This is a genomic window from Micromonospora coxensis (assembly GCF_900090295.1).
Taxonomy (GTDB): Bacteria; Actinomycetota; Actinomycetes; order Mycobacteriales; family Micromonosporaceae; genus Micromonospora; species Micromonospora coxensis.
This window is the reverse complement of the sequence record NZ_LT607753.1, coordinates 5,708,506-5,728,263: the sequence shown is the minus strand read 5'-3', so window position 1 is coordinate 5,728,263 and position 19,758 is coordinate 5,708,506. Positions and strand designations below refer to the sequence as shown.

The window sequence follows — 19,758 nt, the reverse complement described above, 5'->3', positions numbered from 1 at the left end:
TCTCCTCGATGGGACGGCGGGTCAGGACAGCAGGGCGGCGACCGCGGGGAACTGGGCGACGGCGAGCAGGGTGGCGAGGGTGGCGCCCCAGAGCAGTCCGGCGACCAGCACGGCCCGGTCGCGCAGCAGCAGGCGCACCGGGTCCCCGCCGGCGCGCCGGACCAGGGCGAGTTGCAGGTAGCGGGACATCAGGTAGAGCACGAACGGGGTGGACAGCAGCATCGCCACCTCCCCGTACGGGTGGAACGGAGCCTCGGTGCGCAGCCAGACCAGCCCGGCGGTGACCGCCAGGACGCTGGTGAGTTGCAACAGGTGCCCGGCCAGCTCGACGGAGTAGCCGCGCAGCGCGGGGCGGTGGGCCGTCCCGCTGTCCAGCAGCTCCTGCCGGCGCTTGCCGACGGTGAGCAGCAGGCAGCCGGCGAAGACGGTGACCAGCAGCCAGCCGGACGCCGCGACGCCGAGGGCCAGGTGCCCCTGGACCACCCGCAGCACGAAGCCCGCGGCGACCACCCCGACCTCGACCAGCGGCACGTGCTTGAGCCCCCGGCTGTAGCAGACGTTGAGCACCAGGTAGACCAGCACCGGCCAGGCCGGCCCGGCCGCGCCCGCGTACAGCAGCAGCGCCAGCAGGGTGAGCAGCGCCAGGCACCAGGCGTACGCCAGCGGCACCGGGACCCGGCCGGCGGCGACCGGCCGGTGTCGCTTGACCGGGTGGTGCCGGTCGCGGTGCCGGTCGGCGACGTCGTTGCCGACGTAGACCGCGGCGGCGGCCAGCATGAACGCCAGCACCGCCCCGCCGAGGCGGACCAGCACCGCGGGGCTCCAGGCGGTGACCTCGACCAGGGCGATCGGCACCACCAGCAGGCTCTTGACCCAGTGGGTGGGGCGCACCAGCCGGACCAGGTCGCCGGCCAGGCGGGGCAGGTCGCGGTGCCGGACGGGGCCGACGGTGGCCGGGGCGCCGGTGGCCGCGGATGGGGCGGGTACCGAGTCGACGACGGGCATCGGGGACCTCCGGCCGACTCAGAAGAAGATCTTCGCGAGGGAGAGGGCGCCCTGCCGCCACGGCTCCCGGCTGGTCCGGCCGTCGCCGGTCACCGCCGCGCCCCGGTTCGCCCGCCACCAGCGGTAGGTGGCGAGGATCGCGTCCCGGTTGGACAGTCGGGGCGCGAAGCCGAGCCGCCGGCGGGCCTTGTCGATGCTGACGTACGAGTCGGCGCGCAGCTTGTGCAGCAGCCGCCCGTACACCGGGGAGAGCCCGCTGCGTTCCAGGCCGCGCAGCGCGGCCAGGGCCGGCGCGGCCGGCAGGCCGATCACCCGCTTGCCGTGCCCGGCGGCGTCCAGCACCGCCTGGAAGTCCTCGCGCAGCGTGCCGAACTCGGCGGCGCCCAGGTTGTAGGTGTCGTCGGCGATCTCGTCGGGGGCGTGCAGCACGGTCAGCACCGCGTCGACCAGGTCCTCGATCGCGAACATCTGCACCCGGACGTCGCCGCGGCCGAGGACCGGGAAGTGCCGGCCCTCCTCGGCCCACTCGAAGAGCATCGCGAACAGGCCCATCCGCCCGGGGCCGAGGAAGGTCTTCGGCCGCAGCACCGGCACGCACAGGCCGTCCGCGCGGTACCGCTCGGCCAGCAGCTCCGCCTCCACCTTGGCCCGGGTGTACGCGTCCACCGGCTCCCGGGGGTGCTCCTCGGGCGTGGGCACGAGGCGGGGCAGCCCGTACACGGCGGTCGAGGAGATGTGCACCACCCGGGGCACCCCGACCCGGTGGGCCGCGCCGAGGACCGTCGCGGTGCCGTCGACGATGATCGAGCGGATCATCTCGGCGGGGTAGCTGGGCAGCGCGGCGGCGGTGTGCACCAGCGCGTCGGCGCCGGCGCACGCCCGGGCCAGCAGCGCGCTGTCGCGGATGTCGCCCTGGCTGTGGGTCAGCCGCGGGTGCCGGTGCGCCGCCGGCAGCAGGTCCACGCCGTGCACCCGGTGGCCGTCGTCGAGCAGCCGGCGGACCAGGTGCGCGCCGAGCATGCCGGACGCGCCGGTCACCACCACGTGGGCGTCGCTCACCACCGGGACGTCACCCGCTCCCGCACGAAGGAGGCGAGCAGTCTCGGCAGCCCCCGGGACAGGGTGGCGTCCAGGCCGGTCAGGAAGCGCTCGACGTCGTCGGGGGTGGCGACCAGGCTGGGCGCGACCATCAGCGGGTTGTCCGCGTTCGGGCTGTAGTAGGTCATGATCCGGTGCTCGCGGAACAGGTGGGCGATCACCGAGAGGGTGATCAGCTTGGTGCGGAACTGCGGGTCGTGGGAGAACCCGGGGACCAGCCGGCCGGCGAGGTCGAGGACCGCCGGCCCGCCGCCGAGGAAGACGCCCCAGAGCGCGCCGGCGCCGGCCACCCGGCCGACCACGTCCGGGTGCTCCTTGGCGATCCGTTCCAGTCCGGGGCGCAGGACCGCCTCCAGGGCCCGGGCGCGGGCGGGGTAGTCGTCGCCGACCACGATGTCGATCGCCTCGACGGCGGTGGCGGTCTCCTCGCCGAAGCCGTAGTAGGTGGTGCTGTGCAGGATCACGTCGGCGAGCCGGTCGTACGCGCGGCGGAAGACGGGTTCCCGGGCGGTGTAGCCGGAGATGGACGCCTTGCCCCCGCCGAGCGACTTGGAGTAGGTGAGGATGTCCGGCAGCAGCCCCTCGTGCCGCATGAAGTAGAAGAGGCTGCCGGTCTTGCCCCAGCCGGTGTAGATCTCGTCGAAGATCAGGATGATGTCCTGTTCGCGGCAGAGCCGTTGCAGGGCGAGCAGGTCCTCGCCGGACCAGTGCCGCATGGTGGAGGCGCTGAACGGCTCGACGAGGATGGCGTACACGTCGCAGCCGCCGTCGGCGGTGCGGGCGGCGTCGACGGCGGCGCGTACGCCGGCCAGGTCGCCGTACGGGTGCACGACGATGCCGGGCAGGCCGGGGAAGCGGAACGCGTTCTCCGAGGAGCCGGTGAGGCTGCCCGCCCCGAGGGTCTTGCCGTGGAAGCTGATGTCGGCGCGCAGGATCGTGTTGCGCCGGCCGCCGTGGTACTTGTACGCCATCTTGACCGCGCCCTCGTTGGCCTCGGCCCCGGAGTTGGGAAAGTACGACACGGACAGGTCGCCGGGGAGCAGCGCCGCCACGTTGTGGCTCAGCGCGGCCAGGTACGGCGAGAAGAACGCCTTGTGCACCTCCATCCGGCGGCGCTCGGCGAAGCGGCGCCGGGCGGCCAGGATGCGGGGATGGTTGTGCCCGTGGTTGAGCACCCCCACGCCGCCGGAGAAGTCGAGGATGCGCCGCCCGTCCCGGAGCTGGATCCACACCCCCTCGGCCTGCTCGACGAGTTCCCGACCGAACCCGAAGGTGGTCATCAGGGAGACCTGGCTGCGGCTGACGTGGGCACGGTAGAGCTCGTGCACCTGTCCGGTGCTGAGCTGCTCGGCCTCGTCGAGGTCGATCAATCGGGGCATCGGGGCTCGCCTTTCCACGCGACGACCGGTGGGCCGGCCTCACGCGCCGGGCTGCGCCCGACCCGCGCAAGGCATTGATCACGCCCCATGGGGGCGCTCCCAAACTAGCCATCGACAGGGGTCGGGTCATGCCGCTCCTTGTGGGGACGGCGCCGCGGCCGGGGTGTCCCCGTCGCGGGGGACAGCACCGCGTCGAGCTGCGGCGACGACGGCGTCCACGGACCTCGGCGGGGTGCCGGCACGGCACGCGCGACTCGCCGGGACGGCGCCCGGCGTCCGGCATCTGGACAGGTGGTGACGACGTACCGGAAGTAGAGCCCGTCGACGTTGACCGACTGCCAGTCGGGGTCGGCGACACGGGCGCGCCCGGCCGGCGTGCGGGCCTCGGCGACGGCCGCACGCCGCACCGCGGAGGGGGCGCGACACCGGCCCGGAACGGGCCACGCGGATCGACGTCGTGCCGACCTCCGGCCGGAACCCCACCGGGCGCAGCGCCCGGGCCACGGCGCGACCGGCACGGCCGGCCGCCGCGGAGCAGGGGCCGTGCCGGGTGCCGTCCCGCCGGCCCCCGCCCCCGGTCGCCGTCCCCACCGGGCCGCACGGCGGGCGGGGTCGGACCGACGGTCAGCCGGCCTCCAGCTGGTCCTCCCGGACCCGCTCGGCCAGGTCGAGCTTGGTCCGGGTGGGCCGGCCCAGGTCGTGGTACTTGGCCTTGACCCGGTCGAGGTAGGTCCGGGCGGTCTCCGGCCTGATCCCCAGGTGCCGGGCCGCCTGCTTGAGCGTCATGCCGGAGGCGTAGGCGAGCAGCACGGCCCGCTCGCGGGGCGAGAGCTGGGGGCGCACCGGGCGGGTGTCCCGCAAACAGGCGAAGGCCAGCTCGGTCGAGAAGACCGGCTGCCCGGCGTGCACCTGGCGGATCGCCACGGCGAGCGCCGCCAGGTCGTGGTCCTTGGTGACGTACCCGCCGGCGCCCGCCGCGAAGGTGGCGACCACCTGGTCGGGCTGCGCCCAGACGCTGAGCACCAGCACCCGGCACCCGAGCGCGGTGAGCCGGCGGACGTTCTCCGCCGCGTCGCTGCGGTCGCGCAGCACCAGATCCAGCAGCACCACGTCGACCGGTACGACCACCTGCCGCAGCAGCTCGCCGACCGTGGCGCCGGTGCCGACGAGGCGCAGGTCGGGCACGCCGGCCACCCAGTTGGCGAGACCGTCGAGGAGCATCCGGTCGTCGTCGACCGCGGCCACCCGGATCACCGCGGCCACGACAGCTCCACGCAGGTGCCGGCGCCCGGCTCGCTGGAGACGCGCACCCGACCGCCGACCTCGGCGACCCGGTCGACGACCGAGTGGCGGAAGCCGAAGCCGGGCGGCACCGTCCGCACCTCGAAGCCGCGGCCCCGGTCGACCACCGTCACCCGCAGCACACCCCCCTCGTGGGTCGCCGTCAGCCAGGCCTCGTCGACACCGGCGTGCTTGACCACGTTGTTCAGCGCCTCCCGCACCGCGTCGCGCAGCGCGTCCACCACCGGGGGCGGCAGCTCCGGCGGGATCAGGTCACCGCGGAAGCACACCCGCAGGCCGAGCAGCGACACCGCGCCCACCACCTCCCGCAGCGCCGCGCCGAGGGTGCCGAAGCCGGCGTCGCCCCGGTCGGCGAGCAGGCCCCGGATGTAGTCGGCGTCCCGGGCGCACCGCTGCCGCACCGGCGCCGCGCGGTGGTCCACGCCGCCGCGCGCGATAAGCGTCAGCGTGGTCAGCACGGTGTCGTGCAGGGCACGGTGGTGGGCCATCCGGGTGACGTACCGGGCGTGGTCGGCGGCCCGCTCCGCCTCGGCCGCCAGCCGCTGGGCGTTGACCCGGTCCAGGTGACGGCCCTCGCGCCGCAGGTAGCGGATGCCGAAGCCGGCGGCCAACGCGAAGCAGGCGATGCCGTTGGCGGCGTACAGCAGCTCCACCATCGACGGGTCGGTGGCGAACTCGAGGCCCACGGCCGTACGGACGACGACGAGCCCCGCGACGACGGCCACGACGGCCAACGGCCGGACGATCGCCGCGGCGGCGAGCGACGCGGCGGCCTGGGTCGCCCCGTTGCCCCAGTTGGACAGCACCCCGCCGGTCGACAGGCTGCCGGCGACCAGCACCAGCACCAGCACCGCGAGGGCGAGGTCGACGTGGACCATCGGCGTGGGGAACCAGCCCCACCGGCAGGCGGTGCGGAACAGCAGCACGTTCCACGCCAGCACCACGACGAGCAGCAGCAGCTCGGTCGGCCGGTCGTGGTAGAGGCCCTGGGCACCGCTCGCCAGGGCGGGGACGAAGCACCCGACGCGGTGCAGTGCCAACAGGATCACCATGAGCCGGTCGGCGCGTCTCTCGCCGCCCAGATGAGCTACCGAGAGCGGACAGTGACCGACCCATGACACGATGGTCATTCTGGCACGTGGATCAACGACCGCCATCACTGTACGTCGATCCCGTGATCACCTTTCGGTCATCCCTGGCCGACGGGTGGCCGGGCCGACCAACCGCTCCGCCGGTTGACGGCTGGTCAGGCCCGACCGAACGATGGTTCAGCTGACCAGCGGCTTCAGGTCCTCCCGGGGCGGCGTCCACTCCCCCGCCGCGGCGGCCACCTGCTCGCCGGAGCGGATGTCCTTCACCTCGTCGCCCTCGACGCCGGGGAACCACACGTACGGGATACCCCGTCGCTCGGCGTAACGGATCTGCTTGCCGAACTTCGCCGCGCTCGGCGACACCTCGGTGGGGATGCCCCGGGAACGCAGCGCCTCGGCCACCCGGTTGCTCGCCGGGCGTTCCTCCTCGGCGGTGACCGCGACCAGCACGCAGGTCGGCACGCTGCGCGAGACCGACAGCGCGTTCGCCCCGAAGAGCAGGCCGAGCAGGCGGGTCACCCCGATCGAGATGCCGACGCCCGGGAAGCGGACCGCGCCGGCGCTGGCCAGGTTGTCGTACCGGCCGCCGGAGCAGATCGAGCCGAAGCGCTCGTAGCCGAGCAGCTGCGTCTCGTAGACGGTGCCGGTGTAGTAGTCCAGCCCCCGGGCGATGCGCAGGTCGGCGACGCAGAGGCCCGGGGAGTGCGCGGCGGCGGTCTCCACCACCGCGGTCAACTCCTCGACGCCCTCGTCGAGCAGCGGGTCGCTCACCCCGAGGGCGCGCACCGCGTCGGCGAAGGAGGCGTCCGGCGCGGAGATCTCGGCCAGCGCCAGGGCGGCCTTGGCCTGCGCCTCGCTCGCCCCGGCGGTCTCGGCGAGCAGTTCGGCGACCTTGGCCGGGCCGATCTTGTCGAGCTTGTCGACCGCGCGCAGCGCCGCCTCCGGGTCGGTGATCCCGACGCCCCGGTAGAAGCCCTCGCAGATCTTGCGGTTGTTGACCTGGATGCGCACCGGCGGGATCGGCAGCGACCGCAGCGCGTCGCCGATCACCAGCGGCATCTCCGCCTCGTAGTGCGCCGGCAGGGTGTCCCGGTCGACGATGTCGATGTCGGCCTGGAGGAACTCCCGGTAGCGCCCCTCCTGCGGGCGCTCGCCCCGCCACACCTTCTGGATCTGGTAGCGGCGGAACGGGAACTGCAACTTTCCGGCGTTCTCCAGCACGTACCGGGCGAACGGCACGGTCAGGTCGAAGTGCAGGCCGAGCGAGTCGTCACCGGCCGGGCCGTCGGTGTCGGCCTGCAACCGGCGCAGCACGTAGACCTCCTTGGAGGTCTCCCCCTTGCGCAGCAGCTGGTCCAGGGGCTCGACGGAACGGGTCTCCAGCGGCGCGAAGCCGTACAGCTCGAAGGTGGCGCGGATCCGGTCGAGGACGAACTGCTCGATCATCCGCTGCGCGGGCGTCCACTCCGGGAAGCCGGAGATGGGCGTGGGCTTGCTCATGGCGTACTCCCTTGGCGGCCGCGCGCTGCGCGGCAGAGTCTCCGTGCGCGCGGACGCGCGCGGGCAGGTCGTGGGTCGCGGCGGCTACAGGCCGCGGGTGGGCGCGGCCGGGCGCGCGGTCCCCGCCACCTCGACGAGGTACGGGTTGGTGGCGCGCTCGCGGCCGATGGTGGTCGCGGGGCCGTGGCCGGGCAGGACGACGGTGTCGTCGGCCAGCGGGAGGACCTTCTCCCGCAGGCTGGACAGCATCCGGGGCATGCTGCCGCCCGGCAGGTCGGTGCGGCCGATCGAGCCGGCGAACAGGACGTCGCCGGAGAGACAGATCTGCTCCGCCTCCCAGGGCGAGCCGGCGCCGGGCATCCGGAACAGCACCGACCCGCCGGTATGGCCCGGGGCGTGGTCGACGGTGATCTCCAACCCGGCCAGCGCCAGGGTCGCGCCGTCGGTCAGCTCGGCCACGTCGTCCGGCTCGGTGTACGGCAGCCGGCCACCGAAGAGCTGGGCGAGGTCCGCCGAGAGCCCCTTGGCCGGGTCGGCGAGCAGCTCCCGGTCGTCCGGGTGGACGTACGCGGGGATGCCCCGGGCGCCGCAGACCGGCGCGACGGAGAAGGTGTGGTCGAGGTGGCCGTGGGTGAGCAGCACGGCGGCCGGGTGCAGGCGGTGCTCGGCGAGCACGGCGTCGAGCCGGTCGAGCACCCCGATGCCGGGGTCGACCACCACGCACTGCTCCCCCGGCGCGGTCGCCACCACGTAGCAGTTGGTGCCGAAGGCGTCCGCGGGAAAGCCGGCCACGAGCACGGTGGCTCCCCTTCCGTCGAGTCGTCGTACCCACGGCCAGCCTAGTCGCCGCGGCGATCCGATATTCCCGGCCCACCCGTCGCGTCGACCCCACCGGCCACAGTGACGCGCTTTGATAAACCGGTCCGGACCTCGTACACCACTTTCCCAGCGGCTACCCGTACACTCTGGCGGGCGTGTGGCGTGGCGCACCCGCCCCACGGCGGCCGAGGGGCCGCGAGGCGCCGGTGACGACCAGGGTAGAGGAAGGGGAGCACGGGTGGCTTCCAGCAGGGACCGGCAGCGCAAACTGGCGCGCGCCAAGCTCGACCGGCAGTTGGCCCGCCGGGCCGCGAGCGCGCGTCGCCGCCGGCAGATCCAGGCCGGTGTGGGCGCCGCGGTCGTGCTGGCGCTGATCGTGGTCGGTGCGGCGTGGGGCCTCGGCGCGTTCGACCGGGACCCGGCAAAGAACACCGCCCAGGACGTCTGCCTCTGGACCCCGCAGGACGCCGCCGCGAACACCAACCTCCGTGACGTGGGCACCCCGGCCACCACCGGCCTGCCCACCACCGGCACCCGACCCATGACGATCAACCTCGGTCAGGGCGGCCCGGTCACCGCCGAGCTGGACCTCGCCGGCGCGCCCTGCGCCGCGGCCAGCATCGCCCACCTCGCGGGCCAGTCGTTCTACGACAACACCAAGTGCCACGAGATCACCACCGAGGGCGCGCTGCGCTGCGGCGACCCGAGCGGCACGGGCCTGGGCGGCCCGTCGTACTCCTTCTACGACGAGAACGTCCCGGCGGCGTCCGAGCCGAGCCCGTCGGCCAGCCCCGCGCCGGGCCAGGCGCCGGCGTACCCGAAGGGCACGGTCGCCATGATCGCCAACCCGCCGGGCGCCAACGGCAGCCAGTTCCTGATCTTCTTCAAGGACTTCAACCCGGCAAAGCCGACGTACCCGGTCATCGGGCGGATCACCGGCGGGCTCGACGTGATCGAGAAGATCGGCGCGCTCCCGACCGTGGACAATGGGACCGGGGCCAAGGTCAAGCCCAAGACCGACGTGGTGCTGCAGAAGCTCACCGTCGGCGAGCCGACGACCCAGGCCGCCCCGGCTCCGACGGGCCCGGCCTCCGGCGCCCCGTCGGCCAGCCCCAGCGCCGGCTGAACCGGACAGACCACCCGTACGCGGCAGCGACCGCGCAGATAGTCCAGGAGGAGTCACCGTGACGTCCACGAGAGAGCGGCAGCGCGCGGCGGCGCGGGCCCGACTCGAGCGGGAGATGGCCGAGCGCGCGGCCAGGGCCCGCAAGCGCCGGCAGACGCAGGCCATCGTCGGGGCCGCCGCGGTCCTGGTGCTCGTGGTCGCCGGCTCCGTCTGGCTGGCCACCACCCTCGGCGGTGACGACGACGAGCAGGGCGGCACCACCACCGCCGCGGGCTTCTCCCAGTGCGTGTACAACGAGGTGCCCGCCGACGCCCGGTCCAAGCAGATCAAGGACGTCGGCCTGCCGACCAACCAGCAGGCCAACAAGGGCACCCAGACCATGACGATCGACACCAACCTGGGCCCGATCACCGCCAAGCTCGACCGGTCGGCGGTCCCCTGCACCGCCGGCAGCTTCACCCACCTGGCCAGCAAGGGCTTCTTCGACAACACCAAGTGCCACCGGCTGGTGACCGAGGGCATCAAGGTCCTGCAGTGCGGCGACCCGAGCGCCACCGGCAAGGGCTGGCGCGAGACCGACGGCACCGGCGGCCCGAGCTACAACCTCGCCGAGGAGAACCTGCCCACCGACAAGCGCCCCGCGTACCCGGAGGGCGTCATCGCGATGGCCAACTCGGGTCAGCCGGGCAGCACGGGCAGCCAGTTCTTCATCGTCTACGGCGACTCGCAGCTCGACCCGAACTACACCGTCGTGGGCACCATCACCGGCGGCATGGACCTGGTCAAGCAGGTAGCGGCGGCCGGCGACGACAAGGCCTTCGCGCAGCAGGCCGGCGGCGGCCACCCCAAGAAGGAGGTCGTCATCACCAAGCTGACCATGAGCGAGATCCAGAGCTGATCCCCGTACGACGAAGCGCCCGCCGGCTGGAGCCGGCGGGCGCTTTCTCGTCCTGCCCCTGTCGGGCGGCCGGTCAGGCCCCCGAGGTGACCCGGTAGGCGTCGAAGACGCCGTCGACCTTGCGGACCGCGGCCAGCAGATGGCCGAGGTGCTTCGGGTCGGCCATCTCGAAGCTGAACCGACTCACCGCGACCCGGTCCCGGGTGGTGGTGACGGTGGCGGAGAGGATGTTGACCCGCTCGTCGGAGAGCACCCGGGTGACGTCGGCGAGCAGCTTGTGCCGGTCCAACGCCTCCACCTGGATGGCGACCAGGAACGTCGAGGCGGAGGTGAGCTTCCAGCTCACCTCGACCACCCGCTCGCTCTGCGCCTTCAGGTCCTCGGCGTTGGCGCAGTCGTCGCGGTGCACGCTCACCCCGCCGGAGCGGGTGACGAACCCGAAGACCGCGTCCGGCGGCACCGGGGTGCAGCAGCGGGCCAGCTTGATCCAGACGTCGCTGACGCCGCGGACCACCACACCGGGGTCGTGGCTGCTGGCCCGGCTGCGCGGCGGACGGGTGGCGACGGCGGTCTCGGCGATGTCCTCCGCCGCGCCCTCCTCGCCGCCGTACGTGGCCATCAGCTTCTGCACCACGGACTGGGCGGAGACCTGGCTGTCACCGACCGCCGCGTAGAGCGAGGCGACGTCGGCCAGGTGCAGGTCCCGGGCGATCGCCATCAGCGCGTCCGAGGTGAGCATCCGCTGCAACGGCATGCCCTGCTTGCGCATCGCCTTGACGATCGCGTCCTTGCCGGCCTCGATCGCCTCCTCGCGCCGCTCCTTGTTGAAGTACTGGCGGATCTTGGTACGGGCGCGCGGGCTCTTGACGAAGCCCAACCAGTCCTGCGTCGGGCCGGCCGTGTCGGACTTCGAGGTGAAGATCTCGATCACGTCGCCGTTGGACAGCGTCGACTCCAGCGGCACCAGCTTGCCGTTGACCCGCGCGCCGATGCACTTGTGCCCCACCTCGGTGTGCACCGCGTACGCGAAGTCCACCGGCGTCGACCCGGTGGGCAGCGGGATGACGTCACCCTTGGGGGTGAAGACGTACACCTCCTGGCTGGACAGGTCGAAGCGCAGCGCGTCCAGGAACTCGCTCGGGTCCGCCGCCTCCCGCTGCCAGTCCAGCAGCTGGCGCAGCCAGGTCATCTCGTCGATGTGCGCCGGCGGGCCGACGATCTGGGTGCCCTTGTGCTCCTTGTACTTCCAGTGCGCGGCGATGCCGAACTCGGCGGTGCGGTGCATGGCGTACGTGCGGATCTGCATCTCCACCGGCTTGCCGGTGGGCCCGATGACCGTCGTGTGCAACGACTGGTACATGTTGAACTTGGGCATGGCGATGTAGTCCTTGAACCGCCCCGGCACCGGCTGCCAGTTGGCGTGGATGACGCCCAGCGCCGCGTAGCAGTCACGCACCGTGTCGACCAGGATCCGCACCCCGACCAGGTCGTAGATGTCGTTGAAGTCGCGACCCCGCACGATCATCTTCTGGTAGATCGAGTAGAGGTGCTTCGGCCGCCCGGTCGTCTCCGCCTTGATCTTGGCGGCCTTCAGGTCGGTCGACACCTTCTGGGTGACCTGGCGCAGCAGCGCCTCGCGCTGCGGCTGGTGCTCCCCGATCAGCCGGTTGATCTCCTCGAACCGCTTGGGGAACAGGGTGCCGAAGGCGAGGTCCTCCAGCTCCCACTTGATGGTGTTCATACCCAGCCGGTGCGCCAGCGGGGCCAGGATCTCCAGCGTCTCCTTCGCCTTCTGCTCCTGCTTCGGGCGGGGCAGGAAGGTCAGGGTCCGCATGTTGTGCAGCCGGTCGGCCAGCTTGATCACCAGCACCCGCGGGTCCTTGGCCATCGCGACGACCATCTTGCGGATCGTCTCGGCCTTGGCCGCGTCGCCCAGCTTGACCTTGTCCAGCTTCGTCACACCGTCGACCAGGAGGGTCACCTCCGGGCCGAAGTCGGCGCGCATCTGGTCGAGGGTGTACTCGGTGTCCTCGATCGTGTCGTGCAGCAGCGCGGCGACCAGGGTGGTGGTGTCCATCCCGAGGTTGGCCAGGATGGTGGCCACCGCCAGCGGGTGGGTGATGTACGGGTCGCCGGACTTGCGGTACTGCCCGGAGTGCCAGCGTGCCGCGGTGTCGAACGCGCGCTGCAACAGCCGCGCGTCCGCCTTGGGGTGGTTCTCGCGGTGGGTGGCGATCAGCGGTTCCAGCACCTCGCTGACCTGGGAACTCTGCCAGGGCGCGTTGAACCGGGCCAGCCGGGCGCGCACCCGGCGGCCGGTCGGCGCGTTGGAGAGCGCGAAACCGCCGCTCGGCGAGGGGTCGCCGTCGGCCGGCAGCGCCACCGTCCCGGCGCCGGCCGGACCGGCCGCCTCGGGAGTCGCGCCGTCACCCGCCACCCGGGCCGGCGGGGTGCCCTTGCGCTCGGTCACCGAGCCGTCAGCATCGCCTGTCGGGTGCACCGTGCCCTCCACCGGAGGGACGACATCGTGGGACACCGGCCTCCTCACCGCTCGCCGGGAACACGTCGACCGTGCGGTCGACGCCTTCTTCAACCGGCCACCGGGCCGGTGTTGTTCCGCGCCGGCAGGGTGCGCCGGCCGGTCCTCGCGTCCGAGGGGCGGTGGACCCGCCCCGTCAGCAAAGGGCAATGCTACCCGCACGGTGGGTGCCGCGCCGCTCCGCCGGACGGTCCGTGCCGGCTCCCTCCGACGGCGCCCGGGTCAAACGGTCAGCAGGGCATGGACCGGGCGGCCGGCGAGCTTCTTGCGGCCCTCCAGGAAGCCCAACTCGAGCAGGACGGTGAACCCGGCGACCGTGCCGCCGGCCCGTTCCACCAGGTCCAGGGTCGCCTCGGCGGTGCCCCCGGTGGCCAGCACGTCGTCCACCACCAGCACCCGGTGCCCGGCGGTGAAGGCGTCCTGGTGCACCTCCAGGGTCGCCTCGCCGTACTCCAGGGCGTACGACGCGGAGTAGGCGGCCCGGGGCAGCTTGCCGGCCTTGCGCACCGGCACCACGCCCACCCCGGTGGCGTACGCGATCGCGGCGGCGATCACGAAGCCGCGCGCCTCGATGCCCACCACGATGTCGAACGAGTCACGCCCGTGGTACTCGACGATCCCGTCGATCACCTCGCGGAACACCTCGCCGTCGGCGAAGAGCGGCATCAGGTCCTTGAACATGACGCCGGGCTTCGGGAAGTCCGGCACGTCCAGCACCCGGCTGGCCACCAGCCGGGCGACCTCCGGGCCGCTGTCTCCCCGTACCCCGGCGCTGTGCGTCTCCGTCACGGTGGTGCTCCCTCTCAAGCGACGACGGCGTCCTCCATGCCGCTCGCACAGCATGAAGGACGCCGCCGGTTCGTCTCCTACCGGGTCCGGCCGGGCCGGTCAGCGCCGCTTGGCGCCACCGGGCCGGTTGCCCCCGCCACCGCTGGGACGGCCGCCCCGCGCGCCGCCGCCGGCACGCTTGCCGGCGGGGCGGGCGCCGACCTTCGGCGCGCTGCCGGCCAGGGCCGCCGCCTCCGGGTCGATCGCCTCGGCGTCGGCCTCGGCGGCCGGCCGGGGGGCGCCCTTCGGGGTGATCTCGCCCCGGGCGAGCGCGCCCCGCCGGGCCAGCACCCGCTTGTTGTGGGCCTGGATCCGCGGCTCCTGGTTCTTCAGCAGCACCAGCAGCGGGGTGGCCAGCAGGATCGAGGTCAGGAACGCCACCGCCATACCGACGAAGAGCACCAGACCCAGGTCCTTCAGGGTGCCCGCGCCGAGCAGGCCGGCGCCGATGAAGAGCAGACCGCCGACCGGGAGCAGGGCGACCACCGAGGTGTTCAGCGACCGCATCAGGCTCTGGTTCAACGCCAGGTTCGCGGCCTCACCGTACGTCTGGTTGTTGTTGGCGGTGATGCCCCGGGTGTTCTCCTGCACCTTGTCGAAGACCACCACCACGTCGTAGAGCGCGAAGCCCAGGATGGTGAGGAAGCCGATGACCGTCGACGGGGTGACCTCGAAGCCGACCAGCGAGTAGATGCCGGCGGTGAGGATCAGGTTCATGAACAGCGAGGCGATCGCCGCGGCGGCCATCCGCCACTCGAAGCGCAGGATCAGGTAGACCGCCACGACGAGCACGAAGATGACCAGGCCGAGCAGGGCCCGGGAGGTGACCTGGTCGCCCCAGGCCTCGCTGACCTGGTTGCCGCTGATCTGGTCGGCGTTGATGCCGAACGCGCCGGCCAGCTCGTTCTTGACGTCGGTCGCCTGCTCCTGGTTGAGCTGCGAGGTGCGCACCTCGTAGTACTCGCCACTGGTGCTGCCGACCTTCTGGGCGGTCACCACCTCGGCGCCGCTGCCGGTGGCCGCCAGCGCCTTGTCGACCTCCTCCTCGGTCTGCTCCAGGGTGCCGACGCTCGCCGGCACCTGGAACGAGTTGCCGCCGGCGAACTCGATGCCGAGGCTGAACTTGAGCACCGTGAAGCTGAGCACGGAGACCAGCACCAGCAGGCCGGCGACGGCGAACCAGAGCTTGCGCCGGCCGACGATGTCGAGTCCGGCCTCACCGCGGTAGAGCCGGCTCGCGAGACCACTTCCAGCCATCTCAGGCCTCCTTGACACGCGGGTTGCGGGGGTTGGCCTGCTCGGTCCGCGCCGGCAGGGCCCGGCCGAGACCGCTGACCCGTGGGGAGAGGAACGCCCGGGTACGGGCGAACATCGTCATGATCGGGTGCCGGAAGAGGAAGACCACGACCAGGTCGAGGATCGTCGCGAGGCCCAGGGCGAAGGCGAAGCCCTTCACCGCGCCGACCGAGACGACGTAGAGCACCACGGCGGACATCAGGGTGATCGCGTTCGCCGAGATGATCGTCCGGCGGGCCCGGATCCAGGCGCGCGGCACCGCGCTGCGCGGGCTGCGCCCCTCCCGGATCTCGTCCTTGAGTCGCTCGAAGTAGATGACGAAGGAGTCCGCCGCCACACCGAGCGAGACGATCATGCCGGCGATGCCGGCGAGGGTGAGGGTGAAGCCGATCTGCCGGCCGAGGACCACCAGCGCGCCGAAGACCAGCAGCGCGGAGAGCACCAGGCTCAGGAAGATGACCGAGCCGAGCAGCCGGTAGTAGAAGAACGAGTAGATGATGACCAGCAGCATGCCGATGCCGGCGGCCAGCAGACCGGCCCGCAGGTGGCTCTCACCCAGGGTGGCCGTGACGTTCTGCTGCTCCTGCGGCACGAAGGTCACCGGCAGCGCGCCGTAGCGCAGGTTGCCGGCGAGTTCGCCGGCGTCCTTCTGGGTGAAGCTGCCGGTGATCTGCGAGTCGCCGGTCAGCACGCCCTGGATCTCCGGCGAGGAGACGATCTCGTTGTCCAGCACGACCGCCACCCGGCACTTGCCGTCCTGGCCGAGCGCGCTCTGGTCGCAGGCGCCGCCCTCGTTGTTGAACGCCTCGCGGGTCAGCGCGGTCCACTTGTCCTGGCCGGTGCCGGTGAAGTTGAGGCTGACCACCCACTGGCTGGTCTGGTCGAGCACCGCGTCGGCGTCGTCGACGTCGGTGCCGACGACCTTGGCCACGTCGAGCAGGTACTTGGCCGCGCCGCCCTCACAGGCCACCGCCTGCTGCTTCTCGTCCTTGATCGACGCCGCCGGACGCTTGTCGAGCTGGGCGCAGGTGATGGTGGGGACGTTGAACTGCATCTGCGGCGTCAGCACCGCGACCTCGGCCGGGGAGAGCGTGCCGAACGGCTTGAGCTTCTCCGCCAGGGACGGGTCGGCGGTGAAGTCGGCCGGGGCCTGCAGCGCGCTCGCCGCGGCCCAGGCGGCGGCGCCGACCTTCTGCTCGACGGCCTTGCGCTGCTCCTCGACGCTCTGCGACACGGGCGCGGCGCTGGCGCTCGGCGAGGCGGCCGGCGCGCTCGGCGAGGCCGACGCGGACGGGCTGGCGCTGGCGCTCGGCGCGGGGGCGCCGCCGCCCTGGCCGCCGGCGCTCGGCGAGGCGGTGGCCTTGGCCGACGCGGACGCCTTCGGCGAGGCCGACGCGCTGCCGGACGGGGCCGGGGAGGCGCTGCCGGACGGCGCCGGGGTCGGGGTCGCCGCCGGGGCGGTCACCGCGCCGCTGCCGTCGGTGGCCTTGAGCACCTTGCGGAACCGCAGCTCCGCGGCGCTACCGACGTCGTTCAGCTCGCGGTTCTGACCGGGCAGGGAGACGACGATGTTCCGGTCGCCCTCGGTGACCACCTCGGCCTCGGCCACACCGTAGGCGTTGACCCGGTTCTCGATGATCCGCCGGGCCTCCTCCAGGTTCTCCGAGGTCGGCGGCTTGCCGTCGATGCTGTTGGTGGCCTCCAGGGTGAGCCGGGTGCCGCCGATCAGGTCCAGGCCGAGCCGGGGCTCCAGCCGGTCCTTCCAGCCGCCGCTCGCCCCGCCCGAGAAGAACACCAGAAGATAGAGGACGACGAAGATGAGCCCGAGTACGGCGAGTTGCCGTCCGGGGCGCATCTGTCCCTGAGGTGGTGCCACGGCTGTCTGTCTCCCTGTAACGGTCGCGCCGCCGGTGCGGCGGCGGCGAGGTCGGACCGGGGGCCCCGGCCGACGTGCTCTCCGGGGCCGGAACCCGCGGTCGGCACGGCGGCCCACCGCCGACGCGGGGGCGTCGTACGGACGGTCGCGCGTGCCGGCGTCGGACGCCGGCCCACCTATCCAGTTGTCACGTCACGCCCGCCCTCCGCACGGGAGGGCGGGCGCGGCGTTCACTCCTTGACGGCGTCCGCGTCCTCGGCGACCGGCTCGGTCGTCTCGGCGCGCTCGGCCTGCTTGACCACCCGGGCGATCGCCGGCCGGGCGTAGCGGGTCTGGACGCCGGGGGCCACCTCGAGCAGCACGGTGTCGTCGTCCACCCCGGTGACCGTGCCGTAGAGCCCGCCGATGGTGACGACCTCGTCACCGGGGGCGAGCGCCTTCTGCATGGCCTCGGCCTCGCGGCGGCGCTTCTGCTGCGGCCGGATCATCATGAAGTACATGACCCCGAAGAGCAGGGCGATCATGATGATCGGCGTCAGACCACCGGCGCCTCCGCCGGACTGTGCTGCGTAAAGCACGGTGTGCGACCTTCCCATTGGCCCCCGACCGGCACGAAGCGCCGGAGCGGAGGCGGATTCTCACATCCTGTACAGACCGCGGCGAGTCTAATCCCTGCGCCTGAGAACGCCGAATGCGGTGCAGATCACGTTCGGATCACGGCTGATCGGGCGCGGCGGAGAACAGATCGGGCACGGGCGAGGCATCAGCGCCAAATGTACCATTTGGCGGCGTACGACCCAGGTGACGCCAGGCCGCCTCGGTGGCGACCCGGCCCCGGGGCGTACGGGCCAGCAGGCCGGCCCGGACCAGGAAGGGCTCGCAGACCTCCTCCACGGTGTCCGGCTGCTCCCCCACCGCCACGGCCAGGGTGGAGAGCCCGACCGGCCCGCCCCGGAACGAGTCCACCAGCGCGGTCAGCACCGCCCGGTCCAGCCGGTCCAGGCCGAGCGCGTCGACGTCGTACACGGTCAGCGCGGCCCGGGCGGTCTCCAGGGTGACCACGCCCTCGGCCCGGACCTCGGCGTAGTCGCGGACCCGGCGCAGCAGCCGGTTGGCGATCCGGGGCGTGCCCCGGGAGCGGCCGGCGATCTCGGTCGCGCCCTCGTCGGTGATCGGCACGCCGAGGATCCGGGCCGAGCGGTGCAGCAGCGCCTCCAGGTCGGCCGGGGAGTAGAAGTCCAGGTGCGCGACGAAGCCGAACCGGTCCCGCATCGGCCCGGTGAGCAGCCCGGAGCGGGTGGTCGCGCCGACCAGGGTGAACGGCTCGACGTCCAGCGGGATGGCGGTGGCCCCCGGCCCCTTGCCGACCACCACGTCGACCCGGAAGTCCTCCATCGCGCTGTAGAGCAGTTCCTCCGCCGGCTTGGCGATCCGGTGGATCTCGTCGATGAAGAGCACGTCGCCCTCGGCGAGACTGGTCAGGATCGCCGCCAGGTCGCCGGAGCGCTCGATCGCCGGGCCGCTGGTCACCCGGATGCCGGCGCCCAGCTCGGCGGCGACGATGTTGGCCAACGTCGTCTTCCCCAAGCCTGGCGGGCCCGAGAGGAGGATGTGGTCGGGTGGCGACCCCCGCCGCATCGCGCCCTGGAGCAGCAGGTCGAGCTGGTCGCGGACCCGGTGCTGGGCGATGAACTCGTCGAGCCGCTTCGGCCGGACGCTGGCCTCGGCGTCCCGCTCCGCGTCGTCCGCGTACGCCGAGACCAGACCGTCGCCGGTCATGAGGCGCCCCGCGTCCGCGGCCGCCGGGCCCACCGCACCGACTCGGTCCGCACGCCGGTCATCGGGTCCGGCCCAGCAGCCGGATGGCCTGCTTGAGCAGGACCGGCACCGGCGGGGTCTCCCCGTCGACGGTCTCGGCGACCGCCGCCACCGCCTGGTCGGCCTGGGCGGCCGTCCAGCCGAGCCCGACCAGGGCCTGACGGACCTGCTCGGGCCACGCCCCACCGGTGACCCCGGCCGCGCCGTCGGCGCCGACCGGCACCGGACCGATCCGGTCGCGCAGCTCCAGCACCAGGCGCTCGGCGCCCTTCTTGCCGATGCCCGGCACCCGGGTCAGGGCGGCGGTGTCGGCGTTGGCGATCGCCTTGCGGACCGCGTCGGGGGTGTGCACGGCGAGCACCGCCTGGGCCAGCCGGGGACCGACCCCGCTCGCCGTCTGGAGCAGCTCGAACAGCTGCTTGGCGTCGTCGTCGGCGAAGCCGTAGAGGGTGAGCGAGTCCTCCCGGACGACCAGGCTGGTGGCGAGCCGGGCCGGCTGGCCCACCCGCAGCTCGGCGAGGGTGCCGGGGGCGCACTGCACCGCCAGGCCGATCCCGCCGACCTCCACCACCGCGTGGTCGGGACCGGTCGCGGTCACCGTGCCGCGCACGCTGGCGATCATCGCGCTCCTCCTCGTCGTACCCGGTCGGCGGCGGCGGCGATCTTGGACCGCGTGCCGCCACGCCACACGTGGCAGATGGCCAGGGCCAGGGCGTCGGCCGCGTCGGCGGGCTTCGGCGGCTCGGGCAGCCGCAGCAGCCGGGTCACCATGGTGGTCATCTGCTTCTTGTCGGCCTGGCCGGAACCGGTCACCGCCGCCTTGACCTCGCTGGGCGTGTACGTCTGCACGGGCAGGCCGGCGCGTGCCCCGGCGAGCACGGCGATCCCGCTGGCCTGGGCGGTGCCCATCACCGTGCGGACGTTGTGCTGGCTGAAGACCCGCTCCACGGCGACGGCGTCCGGCCGGTGCTCGGCGACCAGGTCGGTCAGGGAGCGGTCCAGGTGCAGCAGGCGCAGCGGCAGGTCGTCGCCGGGGTCGGTGTAGACGACGTAGTAGGCGATGAGGGTGCAGGGCCGCCCCGGCACGCCCTCGACCACGCCGACTCCGCACCGGGTCAGCCCCGGGTCGACGCCGAGCACGCGCACGCCGCCTCCTCCCCCAGCCGCCAGCAGTACGTGTGTT

The 19,758-nt window shown here is 73.0% G+C and carries 17 protein-coding genes; 2 read left to right on the top strand and 15 right to left on the bottom strand.

The features are described 5' to 3' along the window. Nucleotides 1–21 precede the first annotated feature (21 nt). The 7 genes from GA0070614_RS26125 to GA0070614_RS26100 form a co-directional block, all read right to left on the bottom strand. On the bottom strand, nt 22–1,005 hold the full coding sequence (locus GA0070614_RS26125; protein WP_088978438.1) for a UbiA prenyltransferase family protein: 984 nt from the start codon (nt 1,003–1,005) through the stop codon (nt 22–24). Between the two features lie 18 nt (nt 1,006–1,023). Beyond that, nucleotides 1,024–2,064: an NAD-dependent epimerase/dehydratase family protein gene (locus GA0070614_RS31290; protein WP_408630714.1), complete on the bottom strand. Its 1,041-nt coding sequence runs from the start codon at nt 2,062–2,064 to the stop codon at nt 1,024–1,026. Beyond that, a complete protein-coding gene (locus tag GA0070614_RS31285; RefSeq protein WP_231933766.1) occupies nt 2,061–3,383 on the bottom strand; it encodes an aspartate aminotransferase family protein in 1,323 nt (440 codons plus the stop codon). Before GA0070614_RS31285 ends, GA0070614_RS31290 begins: the two co-directional genes overlap by 4 nt. Nucleotides 3,384–4,106: 723 nt before the next feature. Further along, nucleotides 4,107–4,745 carry a response regulator gene (locus GA0070614_RS26115; RefSeq protein ID WP_269459461.1) on the bottom strand — a complete coding sequence of 213 codons (639 nt, stop codon included), beginning with the start codon at nt 4,743–4,745 and terminating at the stop codon, nt 4,107–4,109. Continuing rightward, entirely contained in the window at nt 4,733–5,824 is a 1,092-nt protein-coding gene (locus GA0070614_RS26110) for a sensor histidine kinase (protein WP_157745091.1), read from the bottom strand. The genes GA0070614_RS26115 and GA0070614_RS26110 overlap by 13 nt, the downstream gene beginning before the upstream one ends. Before the next feature lie 228 nt (nt 5,825–6,052). Further along, nucleotides 6,053–7,375, bottom strand: a complete 1,323-nt coding sequence (gene hisS / locus GA0070614_RS26105) for a histidine--tRNA ligase (protein ID WP_088978436.1) — start codon at nt 7,373–7,375, stop codon at nt 6,053–6,055. 84 nt (nt 7,376–7,459) lie between these two features. Next, on the bottom strand, nt 7,460–8,173 hold the full coding sequence (locus tag GA0070614_RS26100) for an MBL fold metallo-hydrolase (protein WP_088978435.1): 714 nt from the start codon (nt 8,171–8,173) through the stop codon (nt 7,460–7,462). A 259-nt stretch (nt 8,174–8,432) separates the two neighbouring features. On the opposite strand from GA0070614_RS26100, the gene GA0070614_RS26095 reads away from it, so the two are divergent. Then, nucleotides 8,433–9,320, top strand: coding sequence for a peptidylprolyl isomerase (locus GA0070614_RS26095; protein ID WP_088978434.1), 888 nt, complete (start codon nt 8,433–8,435; stop codon nt 9,318–9,320). Nucleotides 9,321–9,378: 58 nt separating this feature from the next. Then, a complete protein-coding gene (locus tag GA0070614_RS26090) occupies nt 9,379–10,218 on the top strand; it encodes a peptidylprolyl isomerase (protein WP_088978433.1) in 840 nt (279 codons plus the stop codon). A gap of 73 nt (nt 10,219–10,291) precedes the next feature. Here the strand turns inward: GA0070614_RS26090 and GA0070614_RS26085 are convergent, their stop codons facing one another. From GA0070614_RS26085 to ruvC, 8 genes are all read right to left on the bottom strand, one after another. Continuing rightward, entirely contained in the window at nt 10,292–12,754 is a 2,463-nt protein-coding gene (locus GA0070614_RS26085) for a RelA/SpoT family protein (RefSeq protein WP_088978432.1), read from the bottom strand. 225 nt (nt 12,755–12,979) lie between these two features. Beyond that, the gene (locus GA0070614_RS26080; protein ID WP_088978431.1) at nt 12,980–13,546 is read right to left on the bottom strand and encodes an adenine phosphoribosyltransferase; all 567 of its coding nucleotides are present in this window, start codon (nt 13,544–13,546) and stop codon (nt 12,980–12,982) included. A gap of 99 nt (nt 13,547–13,645) precedes the next feature. Then, the gene (secF, locus tag GA0070614_RS26075; protein WP_088978430.1) at nt 13,646–14,842 is read right to left on the bottom strand and encodes a protein translocase subunit SecF; all 1,197 of its coding nucleotides are present in this window, start codon (nt 14,840–14,842) and stop codon (nt 13,646–13,648) included. Between the two features lies 1 nt (nt 14,843). Continuing rightward, entirely contained in the window at nt 14,844–16,757 is a 1,914-nt protein-coding gene (gene secD, locus GA0070614_RS26070; RefSeq protein ID WP_172892508.1) for a protein translocase subunit SecD, read from the bottom strand. A gap of 230 nt (nt 16,758–16,987) precedes the next feature. Next, complete coding sequence (gene yajC / locus GA0070614_RS26065; RefSeq protein WP_088978428.1) at nt 16,988–17,353, bottom strand: preprotein translocase subunit YajC; 366 nt, start codon at nt 17,351–17,353, stop codon at nt 16,988–16,990. Between the two features lie 118 nt (nt 17,354–17,471). Next, complete coding sequence (gene ruvB, locus GA0070614_RS26060; RefSeq protein ID WP_088979677.1) at nt 17,472–18,536, bottom strand: Holliday junction branch migration DNA helicase RuvB; 1,065 nt, start codon at nt 18,534–18,536, stop codon at nt 17,472–17,474. Nucleotides 18,537–18,594: 58 nt separating this feature from the next. Continuing rightward, nucleotides 18,595–19,197: a Holliday junction branch migration protein RuvA gene (ruvA, locus tag GA0070614_RS26055; RefSeq protein WP_088978427.1), complete on the bottom strand. Its 603-nt coding sequence runs from the start codon at nt 19,195–19,197 to the stop codon at nt 18,595–18,597. Then, nucleotides 19,194–19,721, bottom strand: coding sequence for a crossover junction endodeoxyribonuclease RuvC (gene ruvC / locus GA0070614_RS26050; protein ID WP_088978426.1), 528 nt, complete (start codon nt 19,719–19,721; stop codon nt 19,194–19,196). The genes ruvA and ruvC overlap by 4 nt, the downstream gene beginning before the upstream one ends. Between the last annotated feature and the right edge of the window lie 37 nt (nt 19,722–19,758).

Excerpts from the sequence above, each read along its gene's own strand:
- GA0070614_RS31285 (WP_231933766.1), bottom strand. The coding sequence starts at position 3,383 with ATGACCACCTTCGGGTTCGGTCGGGAACTCGTCGAGCAGGCCGAGGGG.
- ruvB (WP_088979677.1), bottom strand. The coding sequence starts at position 18,536 with ATGACCGGCGACGGTCTGGTCTCGGCGTACGCGGACGACGCGGAGCGG.
- hisS (WP_088978436.1), bottom strand. The coding sequence starts at position 7,375 with ATGAGCAAGCCCACGCCCATCTCCGGCTTCCCGGAGTGGACGCCCGCG.
- yajC (WP_088978428.1), bottom strand. The coding sequence starts at position 17,353 with ATGGGAAGGTCGCACACCGTGCTTTACGCAGCACAGTCCGGCGGAGGC.
- GA0070614_RS26125 (WP_088978438.1), bottom strand. The coding sequence starts at position 1,005 with ATGCCCGTCGTCGACTCGGTACCCGCCCCATCCGCGGCCACCGGCGCC.
- ruvA (WP_088978427.1), bottom strand. The coding sequence starts at position 19,197 with ATGATCGCCAGCGTGCGCGGCACGGTGACCGCGACCGGTCCCGACCAC.
- secF (WP_088978430.1), bottom strand. The coding sequence starts at position 14,842 with ATGGCTGGAAGTGGTCTCGCGAGCCGGCTCTACCGCGGTGAGGCCGGA.